This window comes from Caulobacter sp. GSs2 (assembly GCF_058680895.1).
This window is the reverse complement of sequence record NZ_CM178725.1, coordinates 2,979,930-2,998,285: the sequence shown is the minus strand read 5'-3', so window position 1 is coordinate 2,998,285 and position 18,356 is coordinate 2,979,930. Positions and strand designations below refer to the sequence as shown.

The following is an 18,356-nucleotide window of genomic DNA, read 5'->3' as shown; positions in this document are numbered from 1 at the left end:
CAAACCTGCCCCCTCCGCGCCTTCGGCGCTCTTGCCCCTACGGGGGAGGACGGCGGCGAAGCCGCCAGGAGGAGGCGAGCAGCCCTACTGCTTAAAGCCCGCCAGGAACCCCGGCACCTCCGCCGCCGGCATCGGCCGGCCGAAGTGATAGCCCTGCACCTGATCGCAGCCATAGCCGATCAGCTTGGCCAGTTGCTCGGCGTCCTCGACGCCCTCGGCCACGACCTTCATGCCCATGGACGAGCCCAGGGTGATCACCGCCCTGACGATGGCCTCGTCCTGCGCATTCTGGACGAAGGACTTGTCGATCTTCAGGCGGTCGATCGGGAATTGCCGCAGATTGGCCAGGCTGGCATAGCCGGTGCCGAAGTCATCCAGCGCGATCATCACGCCGGCGTCGTGCAGGCGCTTGACGGTCTCGCTGACCATGTCCGAGCCCCAGCCCATATAGACGTTCTCGGTGACCTCGATGGTCAGCCGGTCGCACGGCACCCTGGCATGGGCCAGGCGCGCCTGGATCTCCTCGGCCAGGCGGCCGCTGCGGAACTGGGCGGCCGAGATGTTGACGGCGACCCGGCCAAAGTCGACGCCGGTGTCGATCCAGTCGCGCATCTGCTTCAGCGCCGTATCGAAGGCCACGTCGCCCAGCTTCAGCGACAGGTCCTGATCCTCGAACGCCGCCATGAAGCGGGCGGGCGCCAGTATGCCCTGTTCGGGATGGGCCCAGCGCATCAGGGCCTCAAAACCGGTGACGCCGCCTTCGCGCACATCGACCACCGGCTGGTAGAACAGCACGAACTCGCCGGCCGCGATGCCGGCCCGCACGTCGCGCAACAGCTCGATCCGCTGCTCCAGTTCCGAGCGCATCGAGGGCTGGAACACCACGCTGCGATTGCGGCCCGCGTCCTTGGCCCGATAGAGGGCGATGTCGGCGTTCTTGATCATGTGCGACGGGTCGGCGTCCATGTCGCCGTGCAGGGCCGCGCCGATGCTGGCGCTGCAGGTGAAACTGCGGCCGCCATGCTCGATGGGGCGGCGCAGCAGCTCCTGCAGGGTCTGGATCGGCCGCAGCATGTCGGCCTCGCAGTGCAGCCCGCGCAGGATCACCGCAAACTCGTCGCCGCCCAGCCGCGCCACCGTGTCGTCAGCCCGGAAGGCGTGGCGCAGCATGTCGGCCAGGCGCTTGAGCAGGGCGTCGCCGGCGTCGTGGCCCAGAGTGTCGTTGATGTCCTTGAAGTGATCGACGTCGATCATGATCAGGCCGAACATCTCGCCCAGCAACTCGGACGCGCTGACCGCCTCCTGGAACTTGTGCTGAAACAGGGCCCGATTGGGCAGGTCGGTCAGCGGATCCTTGAAGGCCAGGGTCTCGACCGCCTCGGTCTGACGACGGCGGTCGGTGATGTCCTTGAACAGGTTGACCAGTCGCTCGGGCCGGCCATTGGCCCCGATTAGCATCTTGCTGGCCGAGCGCACCCAGGTCTCGACCCCGTCATCGCGATCGAGGCGGAACTCATAGACCCCGGTCTCGCCCGGCTTGCGCGCCGCCACCAGGGCGGCCACCCGGTCCCGGTCGTCAGGATGGATGATCTCCAGCGGGTCATTCTTGAACCGGCACCACTTCTCAAGGTCCGGCGTCGCGCCCGAAAACACCACTTCACGGGTGCTCAGGTCGTATTCGCGCACCAGCAAGCCATCCAGCTCCAGCGCCATGCGCAGGCGCTGCTGATCGCGCTCGGCCCGCAGGGTGGCCTCAGCATAGCCGGTGACGTCGCGGGCCGTGACCATCACGGCATAGGGCTGCTCACCCTCGTCGCGGCAGGCGCTGAACTCGGTGCGCCAGATGCGCTGGACGCCGTCGGCGTCCAGGGTCGGCAGATAACGCGAGAAGGCGTCGCCTGCCCGCGCGCATTTCATCAGCGCCAGGACGTCTTCGCCCGCCACCAGGGCGCGACGCGCATCGACGCCCGGACGCAGATCCGGCGCCAGGGCATGGGCGGTCCACTCGCGGCTGACGGCCAGCAGACACAGATCACGATCCAGCAACGCCGCGGCGAATGGCAGCTGCTGCACGAATTGTGCGAAGGCGACGGCGCGTGAGTCGGCCAGGCGCGCCGGTCCGGTCTCGGACTCTGGCAGACACCTGACTTCCGCAGTCGACTTGATCATTGTGTCGGGTTCTCGGCGTTGTTTTTTTTGAGCGTTTCCTGGCTCGGAGACTGGCGTTCTTTTGGATAAGAAATGATGAGCGCCCAGATGACCTGTCGTCGCGGCGGCGGTCGCTCTGAGCGCCTCCGCGCGCCCATCTCTGACGACGCAGCGAGAATTCCTGTGGCCTCGCGCGAGCAAGCCGCATTGACAAGCGGCCCCGCGCCTTCGAAAACGCGCGCGCCGAGCCCCGTCAGCACCAATCGAGTTCTCGATGACCTACATCGTCACCGACGCCTGCATCAAATGTAAGTACATGGACTGCGTCGAGGTGTGCCCGGTCGACTGCTTCTATGAGGGCGAGAACTTCCTGGCCATCAATCCCGACGAGTGCATCGACTGCGGCGTCTGCGAACCTGAGTGCCCGGTCGACGCCATCAAGCCCGACACCGAGGACGAGGCCGACGGCAAGTGGCTGCGGATCAATTCCGACTACGCCAAGGTGTGGCCCAACATCACGGTTAAGGGCGAGCCGCCCGCCGACCGCGACGACTTCGAGCGCGAGACCGGCAAGTTCGAGAAATACTTCAGCGAAAAGCCCGGCAAGGGCTCCTGATCCGCCGACCTTACGGGTCCGGAACCGGGCGCAAGCCTTTCATGAGGCTGAATTTTATGATATCGTCGGCCTCAACGCGACGGTTGCGGCAATTCGCGGCTGTCCGTTTTTTGTCGAAGAGCCGTTCAACCGGCGCGCCCGATCGAAGGCGAAGGGTGTCTTAGAGGTTAATTCCAAATCCTGTCCTGGCTTGGCTCCCGCGCCCAGTTCGCGGTCGCTGGGCTGTCTCTAATGGACCGATCTGGAATGACGGTGTTCCGGGCCCCTTGGGCTCGCATTGATGAGGACGAACATGAGCAAGAGCGGTCTGGAATTCTCGGTTGGCGATCACGTCGTCTATCCCGCGCATGGCGTGGGCAGCATCCAGGGTGTTGAGACCCAGGAAGTGGCCGGGATGTCGCTCGAAGTTTACATCATCACCTTCGACCACGAGAAAATGACCCTCCGCGTCCCGACCAAGAAGGCCAAGACCGCCGGTCTGCGCCCCCTGGCCGAGGGCAATGTGGTGTCGCAGGCGCTTACGACCCTCAAGGGCCGCGCCCGCGTCAAGCGCACCATGTGGTCGCGCCGCGCCCAGGAATACGAAGCCAAGATCAATTCAGGCGACCTGATCTCGATCGCCGAAGTCGTCCGCGACCTGCACCGCGCCGAGAACCAGCCGGAACAGTCCTATTCGGAACGCCAGCTGTATGAGTCGGCCCTCGACCGCATGGCCCGCGAAGTGGCCGCCATTGAGCGCATCGACCGCGACGCCGCGATCGGCATCCTGACCAAGTCGCTGGTCAAGGCCTCGGTCGCCGCCTGATCACACGCTTCGGCGTTAGAAGATTTGACGCCCTTCGCCTCGCGGCGGAGGGCGTTTTTCTTTGGGGGCGCGGGGCTGGAGGCGGCCGGTCGGGCCGGGCGACGGGGCAAGGCGAAGGGTCAAGCTTTGCGGCAGCAGACCCAACGCCCCCAGTCCGTCCCTCAGTCTGCGTCGCCCTTGTCCGCGACCAGCGCCGCCGTGGCTGTGGGGCCCTTGCGAAGTTCGCGCGCCAACTGCTCGCGATCCAGGGCGCCGTCCCAGCGGGCCACCACCAGGGTGGCCACGCCGTTGCCGACCAGATTGGTCAGGGCCCGGCACTCGCTCATGAACCGGTCAACGCCGACCAGCACCGCCAGGGCGGCGATCGGGATGTCGGGCACGACGGCCAGGGTCGCCGCCAGGGTGATGAACCCCGCCCCCGTGACGCCGCTGGCCCCCTTGGAGGTCAGCATGGCCACACCCAGCAGGCTCAGCTCCTGCCACAGGGTCAGGTGGGTGTTGGTCGCCTGGGCCAGGAACAGGGTGGCCAGGGTCATGTAGATATTGGTGCCGTCCAGATTGAAGCTGTAGCCGGTGGGGATCACCAGCCCGACCACCGACTTGCGCGCGCCCAGCCGCTCCAGCTTTTCCATCATCTGGGGCAGGACCGATTCGGAGGAACTGGTGCCCAGCACGATCAGCAGTTCCTCGCGGATATAGGCCATGAACTTCAGGATCGAGAACCCGGCCGCCGCCGCGATGCCGCCCAGCACCACCAGCACGAAGATCAAGGCGGTCAGATAGAAGGTCGCCACCAGGGCGCCCAACTGGACCAGGGATTCCAGTCCGTACTTGCCGATCGTGAAGCCCATGGCCCCGAAGGCGCCCAGCGGCGCGAACCGCACCACCACGTGGATGATGCCGAAGAACAGCTTGGCCAGGTCTTCCAGACCGTCGGCCACCCTGTCGCCGAACGGGCCAAGGCGCGTGCAGGCAAAGCCGGTCAGCACCGAGATCACCAGCACCTGCAGAAGATTGCCCTCGGCGAAGGCGCCAAAGAAAGTGTCCGGGATCAGATGCAGCAGATAGGCGACCAGGCCCTCGCCCTCGTGGGCCTTGGCCAGGTAGCCGGCGGCGATGGCCGGATCCAGCGAGGCCGGGTCGATGTTGAAACCCGCTCCCGGCTGCACGACACGACCGACGATGAGGCCGATCACCAGAGCGACGGTCGAGACCACCTCGAAATAGATCAGGGCCTTCACCCCGACCCGCCCGAAGGCCTTGATATCGCCCATCCGGGCGATGCCGCCGGCCACGGTGCAGAAGATCACCGGCGCGATCACCAGCTTGATCAGCTTGATGAATCCGTCGCCCAGCGGCTTCAACGCCACCCCGATCGTCGGCCACAGCGCACCGACCAGTATGCCCAGCGCGATGGCGATCAACACCTGCACGTACAATGACTTCAGACGAGCCAGCAGCCCCATTGCGTCCCCTTCTCAGACGGGGTTCGCAAGCCCGCCATCCTGCGCTATTGACCCTGCGCCCGCACAGCGCGCGCGGCCCGGTAGCTCAGCAGGATAGAGCAGCGCTTTCCTAAAGCGAAGGTCAGGGGTTCGAGTCCCTTCCGGGCCGCCATGCGGTTTGTGTCGTTGCAACCTAACGCGTACCCATTTCCAACCTAAGACAGTCAATAACGCGAAGCGGTCGCAAGAAGGCTGCGAGCCGCTCGTCGTCGCAGATCGGTGCGTCCGATTCTGACATGTCGCCTCGGCAACTTCGCTCGAGATTTGCGAAGGAGGCCGGGATGGATATCTAACTGCCGCGCTGGCTGCTGCGGAAGATTGTGCGAAGAAACCCGTGGCTGTTGTCCGACGAGGGAAGGGTCAGGAGGACGGTCGTCCTCGAGGTCTTCAGGTTCGAGTTAGAGCTGTATGGTGACCTTAGCCTGACCCCGGAAGAAAAGGCCTTCCTCCAAGCCGAAACTGAGGCCCAGCCGGATCGTCTCGTCTAAACTTGGTGCGGCTTTGCGCCAGATGCGGACTCAAGCACCGGTCCAGAAACACGACATTCAGGCGAGTAGTTTTCGCAACCTGCGCACAGGCGAGGCGCGACCAAAGATCAAGGCAAGGCTACTCGCCGTTCGGCGTGGAAGTCCGAATGCGCACCGCGACGCCATCGGCGATGGACTGCCCCGGATGGAGCACTACCCGCTCTCCCGGCTTCAGCCCGGCGCGGGCCTCGGCCAGTTCCCCGTTGTTGTGGCCGATCCCGACCCGCTGCAGGCGAGCACGGTTACCTTCGACCTTGAATACCGCCCACTGTCCCTTATGCCGGAACAGGGCGGACACAGGCGTCCGAAGCACTGCCTCGGCCCGCCAGACCGTGACTGCCGTCTCCACACGATAGCCATGGCCGACCGCCGCCCAGGCTGCAGGAGGATTGACTGGCTCGATGATCACATTGACCCGCTGCTCCTCGACACCGAGGGCCGAGACTTTGAGGAAGCCATAGGGTTCGACCTGCCGGACACGGCCCTCAAGCGCCGGGCCATCCCCCCAAGCGTCGATCACGACAGGCGCCCCTACGGAAATTCGCGCCGCGTCACTCGACAGGAGCTCGGCGACCACTTCCAGATCGCGAGGGTCGCCGATCTCGATCACCGGCGCGCCCTGGGAAATGACGCTTTCGCTCTCCTGCAGCACCCGCAAAACACGGCCTGTCACCGGCGCGCGAAGAGCCACCGCCCGGCCGCCGGACCGCGCGGCGGTTGGCTCGATTAAACGCACGCGGGCCGCCTCGAGCGCCGCTTGTTGGACGCCGACGCCCGCGCGGGCGTTGCCCACGACGGCGGCGGCGGTGCGAACGTCGAGGCGTGCGCGGTCGAGGGCGCTCCGCGACGCGACCGATGCGGCGAACAGTGTCTCGGTACGGCCGGCTTCGAGACGAGCGTAGGTCAGCCGGGCTTCAGCGCCTTCCAGCTCGGCGCGCGCCAGGGCCAGGGCGGCCTCGGCCGAACGGACCCCGGCCTGGATTTCCTGGCGGGACCTTTCGTCCATGAAGGTCGCCGGTCCCGGCTGGATGATCGCGATCACCGCCCCGGCCTCAACCCGTTCGCCCGCGCGGTTGCCGATCCGCATCAAACGGCCGGAGACAGGCGCGGACACCACATAAACGTTGCGGGCCCGCGTTCGCGCCTCGTCACGAACCGCCACAGTCAAGGGGCCTGCGGTGACCTCGGCGATGTCCACCAGAACCGATCGTGGACGGAAGGCCAAGAGCAGCAGCGCCGCCACCGCCAGCACGGCGGCGACCCAGAACAGCGTCCGGAATTTGAGATTGAACCGGTTGATTATCACGGCGCTACTCTCCGGTCTTCAAGGCTTCGGCCAGGTCGAGCCGGTCGATCTGACGCCGCACCGTCAGACTGGCCACGACAGTGATGACCAGCACCACCGCCCCGGCCATGCCGAAGGTCGCTGGAGCGACGGCGAAGGGCAGCCGGAACAGGTCCGAACTCATGGCGCGGGCGAGATACCAGGCCAGACCGGCCCCTGCCGCCGCGCCCAGCGGCAGGGCCAGCAGCGTCAGGAAGGCCACTTCGCCGAGCAGTATGTAGGATACGTCGGCGCGCGAGAAGCCGAGCACCCGCAGTGAAGCCAGCTCCCGCTGGCGCTCGGCGAAGGAAATGCGAACCGTGTTGTAGACTACCCCCGAAGCGATCAGGCCGGCGAAGAAGAAGAAGGTCAGGATAGATCGGCCGAGGTTCTCATCGAGCATGGCGGCCAGCCGTTTGACGGCCTCCGCCTGCAGGCTCACCCCCGCGACCGACGGCGTCTCCTTCAGGCGCGCATAGAGGCCCCCGGTCCGGTCGGCGTCGACCGTCAGCCAGGCCCCGGACACCAGCGCCCCTTCTTCCAGAGACCGGTTCAGGTCCTCAATCCGCATCCGCGCCCCGGAACCCACATAGCTGGTGGTGACGGCCGAGACCCGCAGAGCCAGCAGCGGCCGGCGGCCTTCCGTGACCTGCGCCTCGATGATGTCGCCGGCCTTGATCCGGAGCTTGGCGGCCAGGTCGCTGGACAGGACCAGGCCGCCGGGATGCGGCTGGATCGGTCGGTTGTGGGTATCGACCATCCTCGACAGGATGCCGTCCAGCGGCGCGCCGGTGATCACCGCCCGCTCCTCGCGCGCGCCGTGGCGCAGGCGAACCGAAACGACACGAAACGGCTCGGCCGCCAGCACCCCCTCTTCGCGGGCCAGACTGAACAGGGCAGCACGTGACCGGGGCTCGACGAAGCTCACGGACACGTCGTGGGGGTTGGATACGGTGAAACTGGAATCGATCATCACCTTGATCGCGTCCATCATCGACATGGTGCCGATCAGGAGAGCGCCCGAGGCCGCGATCCCGGCCACGGTCAGGGCCGCCCGCCAGGGCCAGCGAATGATCTGGCGCAGGATCATGCGCGATTGCTGGTCGAGGACCTTGATCCGGGTGATCCAGGCCCCGGCGGCCTTGGAATAGTCGGGCGGCGGCGCGGGGGTCATCGCTTCCGCCGGGTTCAGGTTCGCGGCCCGCCGCACCGCCAGGGCCGCGCCACCCATAACCGTCAACATGGCCACACCAACCACGGTCGCGTAGTCGGCCGGATCCGCCTGGAACAGGAGGAAGGGGAAGCGGTAGTATTCCATATAAAGCCCCGCCATGCCGCGACCGAGCCAGATCCCCGCGGCGCCACCGATCAGCACGCCCGTCACCGCGATGACGGCGACCAGCTTGAGATAGTGGCCGATGATGTCTCGGTCCCGGTAGCCGAAGGCTTTCAACAGTCCGATCCCTGCGCGCTGAACGGCGATCAGCCTTGACACCACGACATTGACCAGGAAGGCCGCCACCAGCAGGAAGATCGGCGGCAGCACCCGCCCCATGGTCGCCAGCTGGTCGATCTCGCTGGACACGAAGGCGTCCGAGACCTGATCGGCGCGACCATAGGCGCCCGGGGCGCCATAGGGCTCCAGAAGACGATCCAGCCGGGCGATCACCGCCGGCTCCGAGGCGTCGCGGGAGAGGCGCACCACCGCCTCGTTGAAGGCTTCGTCCTGATTGACGGCCTGGGCCAGGGCGTTGCGCCGCATCCAGAGCACGCCGAACAACCGGTCATCGGGCACGAACTGGCCCGGGCCGATGGCGTAGACGTGCTCCGGCGACAGGGCGATCCCGACCACGGTCAGACGGCGGCGGCCGCCGTAGAGGGTTACCGGAACCGGATCGCCAATCTCGAGCCGGTGAGCGTCGGCGAAGGCCTGGAGCACCACCGCCTCGTCCCGCTGTCCTGCGATCGGAAGACGGCCTCGGACCAGGTGGAGCCGATTGACCGCCGCCTCGCCCACGTCCGGCAAGGACAGGACTTCGCCGGTCGCTGGCGCGCTCATCCCCTCCATGGCGAAGAGCGCCGGAACCCGAATGCGGGTCGCCGCCGCCTGGACCCCCTCGATGGCCCGGATGTCGGCGATCAGACGCTGCGGTGCGCGCACCACGGGGGCCCAGACGTCGGCGAACAGATAGCGTTCATAGTAGGCGCGCCGGGTCTCCTGTAGCGAACTCAGCATCCCGGCGGAGAGCAGATGAACGGCGACGCCGCCGGCGATGACAAAGGCGATCGCCAGCGCCTGGGTCTTCATGCGCCAGAGATCCCGCACCAGCTTGCGGTCCAGCGCGCCCATCCAGGCCGGCGGATGGTTCACCACGAGACCTCCCCGGGCAGCCGCTTGTCGGGATTCTCGCGCACCTCGCGCACCCGCCCATCGGCAAATATCACCACGCGATCAGCAATGGCGGCGATGGCGGCGTTGTGCGTGATCAGCAGGGTCGTGGCGCCCAGGCTGTCGTTGACCGTTTTAAGCGCCTCCAGAACCCGCACACCGGTGGCGGAGTCCAAGGCGCCCGTAGGCTCGTCGCACAGCAGGACTGACGGCTGCTTGGCCACAGCGCGCGCAATGGCCACGCGCTGCTGCTCGCCGCCGGACATCTGGGCCGGAAAGTGATCCAGACGGTTCTCCAGGCCGACCATGGCGAGGGCCTCTTCGGGACGGAGCGGGGCCTCGGCGATCTCGGTGACCAGGGCGACGTTCTCGCGCGCGGTCAGGCTCGGCATCAGATTGTAGAATTGGAAGACGAACCCGACGTGCCGACGGCGGTATTCGGTCAGCTGGTGCTGGTCCGCCCGACTGATGTCATTCCCCCGGAACAGAACTTCGCCGCTGGTCGGCGTGTCGAGCCCGCCGAGAATGTTCAGGAAGGTCGACTTGCCGCTGCCGGACGCGCCAAGCACCACGACCATCTCGCCGTCTGGCAGATCAAGGTCGACACCCCGGAGAGCGTGAACGGCCCCAGGACCGGAGCCATAGACCCTGGTCACGGCCCGAGCGCGGAAGCAGAGCCGCGATGACGCCGTCGTAGCGAGCGTATCCACGGCGGCCATCATGCGGTCGCCGTGAGCCATCGGTGTCCCGGTGCGATTGACTGTTGCGTCCCCAAGGACATGGCGCGGTGATTCCGGTCGGTCGGCAAAAGGTGCCAGTCGATGGACGTCCACCCCGTGATCTGGATCAATTATGCCCTTTGCGCACTCGACCAGGAGCGATCGAGGACGCAGAAAACCGCCGAGTCTCACCTTCGGGTTGAAGCCATGAGCTCAATTAGGCTGCACGCCGCCGCCCGCCCTGTTTATGGTGAAGGCTGATCGCGTCAGATGAAGTAGGAATGGATGTCCAAGGCCAGCCTGACGTTTCTCGGGGGTGCGGGCACGGTCACCGGCTCCCGCCACCTGCTTCAACTCGGCGGGCGCAAGGTTCTCGTCGATTGCGGATTGTTCCAGGGTCTGAAGGCGTTACGTCTGAAGAATTGGGCAGAGTTTCCGGTAGACCCGGCCGGCATCGATGCAGTCGTGCTGACTCACGCGCACCTCGATCATTCCGGCTACCTGCCAAAGCTAGTGCGCGAAGGCTTTCAGGGACCCATCTTCTGCACCAGCGCCTCGGCCGACCTCTGTGAACTCCTGCTGCTGGATAGCGCCAAGATCCAGGAGAGCGATGCGGAATTCGCCAACCGTCACGGCTTCTCCAAGCACAAGCCCGCCCTACCGCTGTACGGCAAGCGCGACGCGCTGCGCGCGCTGGAGCAGCTGCGCGCCATCGACTTCGACACGCCCACAGACCTTGGGCACGGCGCCAATCTGCTGTTCCGCCGCGCCGGGCACATTCTAGGAGCGGCGAGCGTTCAACTGCGCTGGGGCGGCAAGACTTTCGTCTTTTCCGGCGACATCGGCCGCTACGATGACCCCCTGATGCACGACCCAGTCTCTGTGGCTCAGGCGGACTACCTGCTGGTGGAGTCGACCTATGGCGATCGACAGCACGCGCAGGTCGCTCCGGCCGACGCCCTCCTGGAGGCAATCCAACGGACCACGGCGCGAGGGGGGACCGTGATCATCCCCGCCTTCGCGGTCGGTCGGGCCCAGGAGCTTCTCTATCTGTGCTGGCGTCTGAAACAGGCGGGCCGCCTGCCACTGACGCCCGTCTATCTCGACAGTCCTATGGCCATCAACGCCAGTGGCATGCTCGAGCGGCACCCGCACGACCATCGTCTCTCGCCTGATGAGTGCCGAGCCGCGATGGCCTCGGCGACCTATGTGCAGGACGTGGAGGAATCCAAAGCGCTCAGCCACAATGGCATGCCGAAGGTGATTATCTCGGCTAGCGGCATGGCCACCGGGGGGCGCGTTCTGCACCACATCAAGGCCTACGGACCAGACCCCAAGAACACGATCCTGTTCGCCGGTTTCCAGGCCGCTGGCACGCGCGGCGAGGCCCTCATCAACGGTGCGCGGGAAGTGAAGATCCATGGCGGTTTCGTTCCCGTCCGCGCGGAGATCGACAACCTGCCCATGCTCTCGGCTCATGCCGACGCCAATGAGATTCTGCGTTGGCTTGGCGGCTTCGAGCGACCGCCCAAAAAGACCTTTATCGTGCACGGGGAGGCCGGCGCTTCGTTGGCGCTGCGGGAACGGATCGAGCAGGAACTCGGCTGGTCCTGCGTGATCCCGGCCGAGGGAGACGAGCAGGTTCTTTCGTGACCGACGGGTCGCAGCCGCCCCTGCCCGTCCTAACCGCGCGCCGGTTGGGGCTGCTGTCACAACATGACTCCATCGTGCTGATGCGTGAGGACAGCCCGGTCTGCCGGTCGGAGGGCCACGGCCCACGCTCTCAGGTGCTGCTGATGGCCCACGGCCGCGAGGTGATGGCGACCCTCTACCAGGTTACCGGGGGCGAACTGGTGCAGACGAACGAGGCGGGGCTCTCCGAGGCGGCTTGGGAACGACTGGGGGTGGCCGACGGGGACGAGATCCATGTCCGCCATCCGCCGGCCCTCACCTCGATGTCCAGCGTGCGCCGGCGCGTGTACGGCAAGCGCCTGGATGCTCCCTCAATGGCTGACATCATTTCCGACATTGCCGCAGGCCGCTACAACGACGTCCATCTTTCCGCCTTTCTGACCGCCTGCTCGGCCTTGCCACTGGACCGTGACGAGGTCGTCCATCTCACCCGCGCCATGGTGCAGGCCGGCGAACAACTCAGCTGGAATTCACCGGTCGTGATCGACAAGCACTCGGTGGGTGGTTTGCCGGGCAACCGCACCACGCCGATCATCGTAGCCATTGTCGCGGCGAACGGACTGGTAATCCCGAAAACCTCGTCCCGGGCCATAACCTCTCCAGCCGGCACGGCCGACACCATGGAGACCTTGACCAACGTCGACCTCGACCTCGCGGCCATGCGCAGGGTGGTCGAACAGGAAGGCGGCTGTCTCGCCTGGGGCGGCGCCATGCGGCTGAGCCCAGCCGACGACGTGCTCATCCGGGTGGAGCGGGTGCTCGACATCGACACTGAAGGCCAGCTGGTGGCCTCCGTGCTCTCAAAGAAAATCGCAGCCGGATCCACCCATGTGGTGCTCGACATTCCCGTGGGGCCGACGGCCAAGGTTCGCTCCGATGACGACGCCGACGCTATCTCCGACGCGCTTACTCATGTGGCGCGGGTGTGCGGGGTTGAGGTCCGGTGCGTGCGCACCGATGGTGGTCAGCCGGTCGGTCGCGGCATCGGCCCCGCCTTGGAGGCGCGCGATGTCCTGGCCGTCCTGCGCGGCGAGCCCTCCGCTCCGTCGGACCTGCGCCGCCGCGCCTGCCTGCTGGCCGGCGCGGCGCTGGAGCTGGCGGGCCGCTGCGGTCTCGGCGAGGGGACCAGGCTGGCGGAGCGGACCCTTGCGGACGGACGGGCCTGGGCGAAGTTTCAGCGGATTTGCGAAGCCCAGGGTGGCCTGCGGGAGCCGCCACGTTCCGTCGTCAGCCGGCCGCTTTTGGCGCAGCGGTCAGGCCGCGTCATGACCATGAACAACCGCACCCTCGCGCGGCTCGCCAAGCTAGCCGGCGCCCCGGATGACAAGGCTGCGGGAGTCGAGCTCCATGTCCGCTTGGGAGACGAGGTCGCGGCGGGCGAACCGTTGCTGACGGTCCACGCTGAAGCCCGGGGAGAATTAGCCTATGCTTTGGACTATGCCGCCGCCAATCCCGATATGCTGAGCATCGAGGCATGACCCTGCGACTGGTTCTGCCGCTACCCGGCAGTGAGGCCTTTTCAGCCCGGCTGGCCGGCGCCGGCGGCTTCGAACTTGGCGGGCTGGAATTTCGGCGCTTTCCAGACGGCGAACGCTACCTGCGGATTGACGTCGATCCGAAGGGGCGGCCGGTCGACATTGTCTGCGCGAACGCCGACGAACATTTTCTGACCCTCGCATTCGTAGCGGACGCCCTCAGGGACCTCGGCGCATCGGAGGTCACCCTTGTGGCCCCCTACCTTGGCTATATGCGTCAGGACGCCCGGTTCCGCCCGGGCGAGGCCGTGACGTCCCGCACATTCGCACGCCTGGTTTCCTGCCTTGTGGATCGCCTGATTACGGTCGATCCACATCTCCATCGGTTCTCACACCTTGACGAGCTCTATAAGATCCCCTGCGTCGCCCTCCGCGCCGCGCCGCTGATCAGCGAGTGGATTGCGCGCGAGGTGGCAAACCCCCTGATCATCGGGCCCGACGCGGAGAGCGAACAATGGGCGGCGGAGATCGCGAGCAGATGCGGCGTACCCTATGCGCTGTTGTCGAAGACGCGGCAGGGCGATCGCGAAGTCCAAATCGCTATGCCGGATCTCGGACTGCACGCCGGGCGGCAACCCGTCCTGATCGACGACATAGCGTCATCTGGACGGACATTGATCGCGGCGAGCGCCGCACTGCGCAAACAGGGCTTTCCCGCCCCCGTGTGTGTCGTCGTTCACGCGATTTTTGTGGCAGACGCCTTCGACAAAGCCTCCGCAGAAACCCTACGCATCGTCTCAACAGACACCGTGGCCCATGCCTCAAATACGATCTCTATCGCATCCCTCATCGCCCAAGCCCTAGTCGGGCTCAACGATAGCTAGACGAGAGACGGCATCCCCGCGCGAGCCTGTCGGACCGCGTTCACTGGCAGGGATGAAAAGCCTGTCGGCGCTTGCCGTGGCGGTCGATTGTCGCAGGCAAAGCTACCGAATGGCCGATTATCTCACCGGATTCGGCAGGCGGGCAGCAGAAGCCCGGCGACGTCGCGCCCGGCCCGCCGCCGACCCTCGGGGGTCTGCATCCCGATGAAATGGCGTACAAGGACGTGGGTCTCGACGGTAGCGGCCGGCCCATCATCGTCGACCAAAAAGGTTGCCGTGGCGGTTCATGCGGCGTGGCGTGAAGCGCCGCCCCCCCGACCGCCGTGAACGGTTCCGCCTCGCCTCGGGTCGCTGTCGCCGCAATCATAGACCGAAGGGATAGGTATCGTCCTCGCCGGCGCGAACCTCGGTCGCCAACGGGGTCACTGCCCGCGTCCGATCGAACCAGACGAAGGCGTCGTACTGTTGGGACAGGCTGGCGTGGGCGTAATGGCTCAGGCGCTCGCTGTCGGGGCGATAGACAACGCCGACATAGCGTTCCAGCCGCGGCTCATGCAAATCGGCCCGCAGGGCCCCATTGTGACCCGGCCGCAGATCGATGAGGAACCGTTCGACGCCCACCGCGTGGCACCACGCCTCATAGCTGTCAGGGCGCGAGGGCTTGACCGTCTTGACCTCCGCCGGTGCGTCCCAGTCGGAAGCCGCCATCACCGTGCCGCTGTGAGTGTGTCGTTGCAACCTAACGCGTACCCATTTCCAACCTAAAACAGTCAATAACGCGAAGCGGTCGCAAGTTGGCGCGAGCTCGCGGCGCCGTGCCATAACCCTTCTTCCAAACGGGCGCCGGACTGGACAAAGCGCCGCTTTTCGAGTTCAGGCGAGGCATGAGCCAAGAGAATCCAGAAGAGAAAGTCCAAGGTTCATTCTTCGACTCGCGCGGCATGTCGATCCGCGAGGCTACGGTGGGCTGGGCCCAGGCCCTCAGCGTGATGTTCGACGTCCGGATCGGCGGCGACGACGACCACTTCCAAGGCCAGGCTGGCGGCTATGCGCTGGATCAACTGCTAGTCGGACGCAGCCGGTCAACCGCTCAGGCCTTCGACCGGTCTCGCTATCGCACCGCCCGCGACGGGCTTTCGAACTATCTGCTGCAATTCTACGTCGAGGGCGCCTGTGGACAGCGCCACAGCGCCTCGGACGCCTGGACCAGGCCCGGGGACTTGCTGATCATCGACCTTGCCCAACCGCTGGCCACTGCGGCCAGCGACTTCGAGAACCTCAACCTCTTCATCCCCAGGCGTTTGCTGGCGCCCCTGCTCACAGCCCCAGACACCCTCCATCTGACTGTGCTGCGCCGAGAAGAGCCGCTCGTTTCCCTGCTGTTCGGGCACCTGCAGATGCTGATCGAACTGGCCCCGTCTTTGACGCTCAGTCAGGCCGCCAGACTGGTGCGCCCCACCGTGGAACTGGCCGCAGCCACGATCAATGGCCAGATCGATGACACCGTGGCGACGAGCGCCAACCAGTCTCTGCTGGAACAGATTTGCCACTGCCTCGAAACCCAGCTGACAGACCGCTCGCTTACGGCCGAAGCTGTCGCCGGCCGGTTCAGCATGTCCGAGCGCAAGCTCTATTACCTGTTCAAGGAGTTGGGCGGATTTTCCGGCTATGTCCGGCAGCGTCGGCTGCACGCGGTGCGCGCGCGGCTGGCCGAGCCGGAGGCCGGGCGCGAAACGATCGCCAGCATATCCGAGGCCTACGGCTTCACCCACCGGTCCAGCTTCGTCTCGGCGTTCCGCGGCCTCTATGGCATGACCCCACGCGAGTTCCGCAGCCTGGCGGCCGCACGCGCGCCCATGCTCGACGCCGGCTCGCCCGCCGACTGGCGGCGCTGGATCGCCGAGCTGCGCTAGTCCGCACAAATCGCCCGGTGAAATTGCGCTCCGCCGCACATTGAGCCACAGGCGCCCGACGTTCACTTTCCTTTCCCCCTGAGCTCCTTTCCTTCCACGCCTGAGCAAGCGTTCAGGGCAAAGATCGATGAGCATTTTCGGGTCCAAAATCTATGCCCGCCGTAATGGCGTTTGCCTGTGCGACTGGGACGACGACGCCCGGAACGACTACGCCCGGCTGGTGTCGGACCCGCGCGTGATGGCCTTCATTTCGGATGGCAAGCCTCGGTCGTTCGAGCAGGCCGCCGGCGAGGTCGACGCCTTCAATCTGGAACTTCAGACGCGCGGCTGGTCACGCTGGGCGGTGAGGCGCGAGGAAACTGGAGAGTTTCTTGGCTATTCGGGGTTCGCGCAGAAGGAACACGGCATCAATTTCGGCCAGCGCTTCTTTCCCAAGCTGTGGCGCTCAAGGGCGCCGATGGCGGCGGCGCATATGGCCTTGGAGTACGGGTTCCTGAAGCTGGGCTTCGATCAAATCCACACCTTGACCAACCTGAACCACACGATGGCGATCCGGCTGAACCGTAATTATCTGGGCGTCGACGATGACTATGGCGTCGTCTGCGACACGCCGTTTGGTCCCCACCTGCGCATTGATGTCACCCGCGCCATGTTCCTGTCCGGACTGCAGCGTAACCGCCAGCGGATCTTCGCCCGCGCGGTCCGCGCCGCTGGACAAGACACGACCCCAGACTTCGGTCCCCCGGTGACCTTGGCATGACGCGCCCGCCCTCCGAGGCGCCGGTAAGCCACCTTTGCGACCTGGAGACCTGGCGCACCGGAACAGGACCACCCCTATGGTATTGGCCGCTCGGGATCGCCCTGGCGGCCAGCCGGCTGGCGCTGGCCATCCTGGTCGCGCCGCTGGCCATGGCGTTGCCGCCGAGTGTTTCCTCGCGGCTGTTTCCTCTGATCCGCAGGGCGATGGGCGTGCGCGTCATCGTCAACCTCCCCCGCGAGGAGGTGGTCCATCTGACAGACGGCTGCGTGGTGGCCCTCAACCATGTCAGCGTATTCGACCTGTTGGCGGTGTGCGGACAGCCCCAGGCCTGCATCGCTATTGGCCAGGACGGCGGCGCGCTGGGCCGGGCGACCGCCATGCCGCTGGCGCGCAGCTCAGGCGCTCAGCTATGGCGCGTCGCCGACCGCAAGACGCTGGCCCGCCACATCGCGGCCTGGCGCAAGCATCCCTCCGGAACCAGCCTCTACGTGTCGCCGGAAGAGACCATCGGTAACCAGCAGGGCCTGTTCCAGTTCCAGCCGAGCTTTCTGGCCCGCGGGTTCCCAGTCGTACCGACGGCCCTGCGACTGACCACGCCTTTTGACCTGAACGCCGATCCGCTGTTGTCGTCCAAGCCGGCCAACGTCCTGCGCTTGCTGGCCATGCCCGCCGTGACGTTCAAGCTAGACTACCTGCCCCGGTTGGCGCGCGCGCCGGACGAGTCCAAAACCGCCTTCGCCAAGCGCGTCCAGCAGGCGATCGCCGACCGTCTGGGCGCCGCCGCCACCGACTGGCGGCCACAGGACAAGCACGCGCTGCGCGCGCGGCTGAGGCGTGGCGAGACATGAACCGCTCGCTCTGGGGCTGCAATGTCATCTTCGACTATGACCAAACTCTGGTTCCCGAAGAGAGCTTGCAGGAAGTGCTCAAGCTCAGTCTTCGCCGTCGCCACGATAGTGAGGCCAGAATAGCGGCCCTGCAGGCGCGCTCGCAGCGGTTCATGGCCGGCGCCGCGCGCCCGGAGGATCCCCTGATACTGCTGGGGGCCCTGTTGTCGATCCAGCGAGAAGCGATCGACGACTATATCGCCGGGGCGCTGGATCGGATCACGCCGTTCCGCCCCCTGTTCCAGTCGCTGCGCGGCCAGGGGGCGCGGCTGTTCATTGTTTCGGCCGCATTTCACGACTGGCTAGGTCCGATCGGGGCCGCCTGCGGCTTTCCGGCTGAGGCCATCGCCGCCAATCGCCTGTGCTGGATCGGAAGGCAGGCCGTGGGAGTGGGCGACTGGACTCTGCTGACGTCCGTCGACAAGACCGCTCTGGTTCGGCGATGGGGGCGTAGGGGCGCTATGAGCGGACCCACGGTAATAGTCGGCGACGGGGCCAGCGACTTGGCCATCCACGCCAGCGGCCTGGCCCAAGGTTTCGTCTCCGCCAGCTACTACGCCCATGGCGTGACCGCCGACGGAGACCTCGCTCGGCGCGCATCGGCGATCGAGGATCTGGAGCCGATGATCGTGGACCTCCTGGTTCGCATCTCCTGACAGAACTCATCGATTGCAGGCCGCCCGGGCTTGCTGGCCCATGGGTTGCGCGCGGT

15 protein-coding genes and 1 tRNA gene are annotated in these 18,356 nt (G+C 66.1%); 10 read left to right on the top strand and 6 right to left on the bottom strand.

The genetic code is table 11. The features are described from left to right. Nucleotides 1-84: 84 nt before the first annotated feature. Nucleotides 85-2,169, bottom strand: coding sequence for a putative bifunctional diguanylate cyclase/phosphodiesterase (locus ACW17Z_RS14570; RefSeq protein ID WP_492056521.1), 2,085 nt, complete (start codon nt 2,167-2,169; stop codon nt 85-87). 253 nt (nt 2,170-2,422) lie between these two features. Between ACW17Z_RS14570 and fdxA the strand changes: the two genes are divergently transcribed. Together fdxA and ACW17Z_RS14560 are read left to right on the top strand one after the other, a co-directional pair. After that, nucleotides 2,423-2,764: a ferredoxin FdxA gene (gene fdxA / locus ACW17Z_RS14565; RefSeq protein WP_035043467.1), complete on the top strand. Its 342-nt coding sequence runs from the start codon at nt 2,423-2,425 to the stop codon at nt 2,762-2,764. A 292-nt stretch (nt 2,765-3,056) separates the two neighbouring features. Then, entirely contained in the window at nt 3,057-3,569 is a 513-nt protein-coding gene (locus tag ACW17Z_RS14560) for a CarD family transcriptional regulator (RefSeq protein WP_419252620.1), read from the top strand. 161 nt (nt 3,570-3,730) lie between these two features. On the opposite strand, the gene ACW17Z_RS14555 is transcribed toward ACW17Z_RS14560, so the two are convergent. Continuing rightward, a complete protein-coding gene (locus ACW17Z_RS14555; RefSeq protein WP_492058539.1) occupies nt 3,731-5,017 on the bottom strand; it encodes a dicarboxylate/amino acid:cation symporter in 1,287 nt (428 codons plus the stop codon). 92 nt (nt 5,018-5,109) lie between these two features. Here ACW17Z_RS14555 and ACW17Z_RS14550 point away from each other — a divergent pair. Next, a tRNA-Arg gene (locus ACW17Z_RS14550) sits at nt 5,110-5,186 on the top strand. 494 nt (nt 5,187-5,680) lie between these two features. On the opposite strand, the gene ACW17Z_RS14545 is transcribed toward ACW17Z_RS14550, so the two are convergent. From ACW17Z_RS14545 to ACW17Z_RS14535, 3 genes are read right to left on the bottom strand one after another with little or no spacing between them, the layout of a single operon-like run. Next, nucleotides 5,681-6,907 (bottom strand): efflux RND transporter periplasmic adaptor subunit, encoded by a 1,227-nt coding sequence (locus tag ACW17Z_RS14545; protein WP_492056520.1) that lies wholly within the window; start codon nt 6,905-6,907, stop codon nt 5,681-5,683. Between the two features lie 4 nt (nt 6,908-6,911). Further along, complete coding sequence (locus ACW17Z_RS14540; protein WP_492056519.1) at nt 6,912-9,296, bottom strand: ABC transporter permease; 2,385 nt, start codon at nt 9,294-9,296, stop codon at nt 6,912-6,914. Next, on the bottom strand, nt 9,293-10,054 hold the full coding sequence (locus ACW17Z_RS14535; protein ID WP_492056518.1) for an ABC transporter ATP-binding protein: 762 nt from the start codon (nt 10,052-10,054) through the stop codon (nt 9,293-9,295). The genes ACW17Z_RS14540 and ACW17Z_RS14535 overlap by 4 nt, the downstream gene beginning before the upstream one ends. Nucleotides 10,055-10,318: 264 nt before the next feature. Here ACW17Z_RS14535 and ACW17Z_RS14530 point away from each other — a divergent pair, with 264 nt between their 5' ends. From ACW17Z_RS14530 to ACW17Z_RS14520, 3 genes are read left to right on the top strand one after another with little or no spacing between them, the layout of a single operon-like run. Further along, nucleotides 10,319-11,686 carry an MBL fold metallo-hydrolase RNA specificity domain-containing protein gene (locus tag ACW17Z_RS14530; protein ID WP_419318605.1) on the top strand — a complete coding sequence of 456 codons (1,368 nt, stop codon included), beginning with the start codon at nt 10,319-10,321 and terminating at the stop codon, nt 11,684-11,686. Continuing rightward, nucleotides 11,683-13,203, top strand: a complete 1,521-nt coding sequence (locus tag ACW17Z_RS14525) for a thymidine phosphorylase family protein (RefSeq protein ID WP_492056517.1) — start codon at nt 11,683-11,685, stop codon at nt 13,201-13,203. Before ACW17Z_RS14530 ends, ACW17Z_RS14525 begins: the two co-directional genes overlap by 4 nt. Then, nucleotides 13,200-14,084 (top strand): ribose-phosphate pyrophosphokinase, encoded by an 885-nt coding sequence (locus ACW17Z_RS14520; protein ID WP_492056516.1) that lies wholly within the window; start codon nt 13,200-13,202, stop codon nt 14,082-14,084. The genes ACW17Z_RS14525 and ACW17Z_RS14520 overlap by 4 nt, the downstream gene beginning before the upstream one ends. Nucleotides 14,085-14,447: 363 nt before the next feature. On the opposite strand, the gene ACW17Z_RS14515 is transcribed toward ACW17Z_RS14520, so the two are convergent. Then, the gene (locus tag ACW17Z_RS14515) at nt 14,448-14,792 is read right to left on the bottom strand and encodes an erythromycin esterase family protein (RefSeq protein WP_492056515.1); all 345 of its coding nucleotides are present in this window, start codon (nt 14,790-14,792) and stop codon (nt 14,448-14,450) included. Between the two features lie 176 nt (nt 14,793-14,968). On the opposite strand from ACW17Z_RS14515, the gene ACW17Z_RS14510 reads away from it, so the two are divergent. The 4 genes from ACW17Z_RS14510 to ACW17Z_RS14495 all read left to right on the top strand — a co-directional run bounded on the left by ACW17Z_RS14510 (nt 14,969) and on the right by ACW17Z_RS14495 (nt 18,300). Further along, nucleotides 14,969-15,997 (top strand): AraC family transcriptional regulator, encoded by a 1,029-nt coding sequence (locus ACW17Z_RS14510; protein ID WP_492056513.1) that lies wholly within the window; start codon nt 14,969-14,971, stop codon nt 15,995-15,997. Nucleotides 15,998-16,124: 127 nt separating this feature from the next. Then, complete coding sequence (locus ACW17Z_RS14505) at nt 16,125-16,757, top strand: GNAT family N-acetyltransferase (RefSeq protein ID WP_492056512.1); 633 nt, start codon at nt 16,125-16,127, stop codon at nt 16,755-16,757. Continuing rightward, nucleotides 16,754-17,605: a lysophospholipid acyltransferase family protein gene (locus ACW17Z_RS14500; protein WP_492056510.1), complete on the top strand. Its 852-nt coding sequence runs from the start codon at nt 16,754-16,756 to the stop codon at nt 17,603-17,605. Before ACW17Z_RS14505 ends, ACW17Z_RS14500 begins: the two co-directional genes overlap by 4 nt. After that, entirely contained in the window at nt 17,602-18,300 is a 699-nt protein-coding gene (locus tag ACW17Z_RS14495) for an HAD family hydrolase (protein ID WP_419318617.1), read from the top strand. The genes ACW17Z_RS14500 and ACW17Z_RS14495 overlap by 4 nt, the downstream gene beginning before the upstream one ends. The last annotated feature ends 56 nt before the right edge of the window (nt 18,301-18,356 follow it).

What these genes read in the sequence shown, in the direction of transcription:
- ACW17Z_RS14560 (WP_419252620.1), top strand. Translation starts at nt 3,057, where the DNA reads ATGAGCAAGAGCGGTCTGGAATTCTCGGTTGGCGATCACGTCGTCTAT.
- ACW17Z_RS14500 (WP_492056510.1), top strand. Translation starts at nt 16,754, where the DNA reads ATGACGCGCCCGCCCTCCGAGGCGCCGGTAAGCCACCTTTGCGACCTG.
- ACW17Z_RS14495 (WP_419318617.1), top strand. Translation starts at nt 17,602, where the DNA reads ATGAACCGCTCGCTCTGGGGCTGCAATGTCATCTTCGACTATGACCAA.
- fdxA (WP_035043467.1), top strand. Translation starts at nt 2,423, where the DNA reads ATGACCTACATCGTCACCGACGCCTGCATCAAATGTAAGTACATGGAC.
- ACW17Z_RS14505 (WP_492056512.1), top strand. Translation starts at nt 16,125, where the DNA reads ATGAGCATTTTCGGGTCCAAAATCTATGCCCGCCGTAATGGCGTTTGC.
- ACW17Z_RS14530 (WP_419318605.1), top strand. Translation starts at nt 10,319, where the DNA reads ATGTCCAAGGCCAGCCTGACGTTTCTCGGGGGTGCGGGCACGGTCACC.
- ACW17Z_RS14570 (WP_492056521.1), bottom strand. Translation starts at nt 2,169, where the DNA reads ATGATCAAGTCGACTGCGGAAGTCAGGTGTCTGCCAGAGTCCGAGACC.
- ACW17Z_RS14515 (WP_492056515.1), bottom strand. Translation starts at nt 14,792, where the DNA reads ATGGCGGCTTCCGACTGGGACGCACCGGCGGAGGTCAAGACGGTCAAG.
- ACW17Z_RS14520 (WP_492056516.1), top strand. Translation starts at nt 13,200, where the DNA reads ATGACCCTGCGACTGGTTCTGCCGCTACCCGGCAGTGAGGCCTTTTCA.
- ACW17Z_RS14535 (WP_492056518.1), bottom strand. Translation starts at nt 10,054, where the DNA reads ATGGCTCACGGCGACCGCATGATGGCCGCCGTGGATACGCTCGCTACG.
- ACW17Z_RS14510 (WP_492056513.1), top strand. Translation starts at nt 14,969, where the DNA reads ATGAGCCAAGAGAATCCAGAAGAGAAAGTCCAAGGTTCATTCTTCGAC.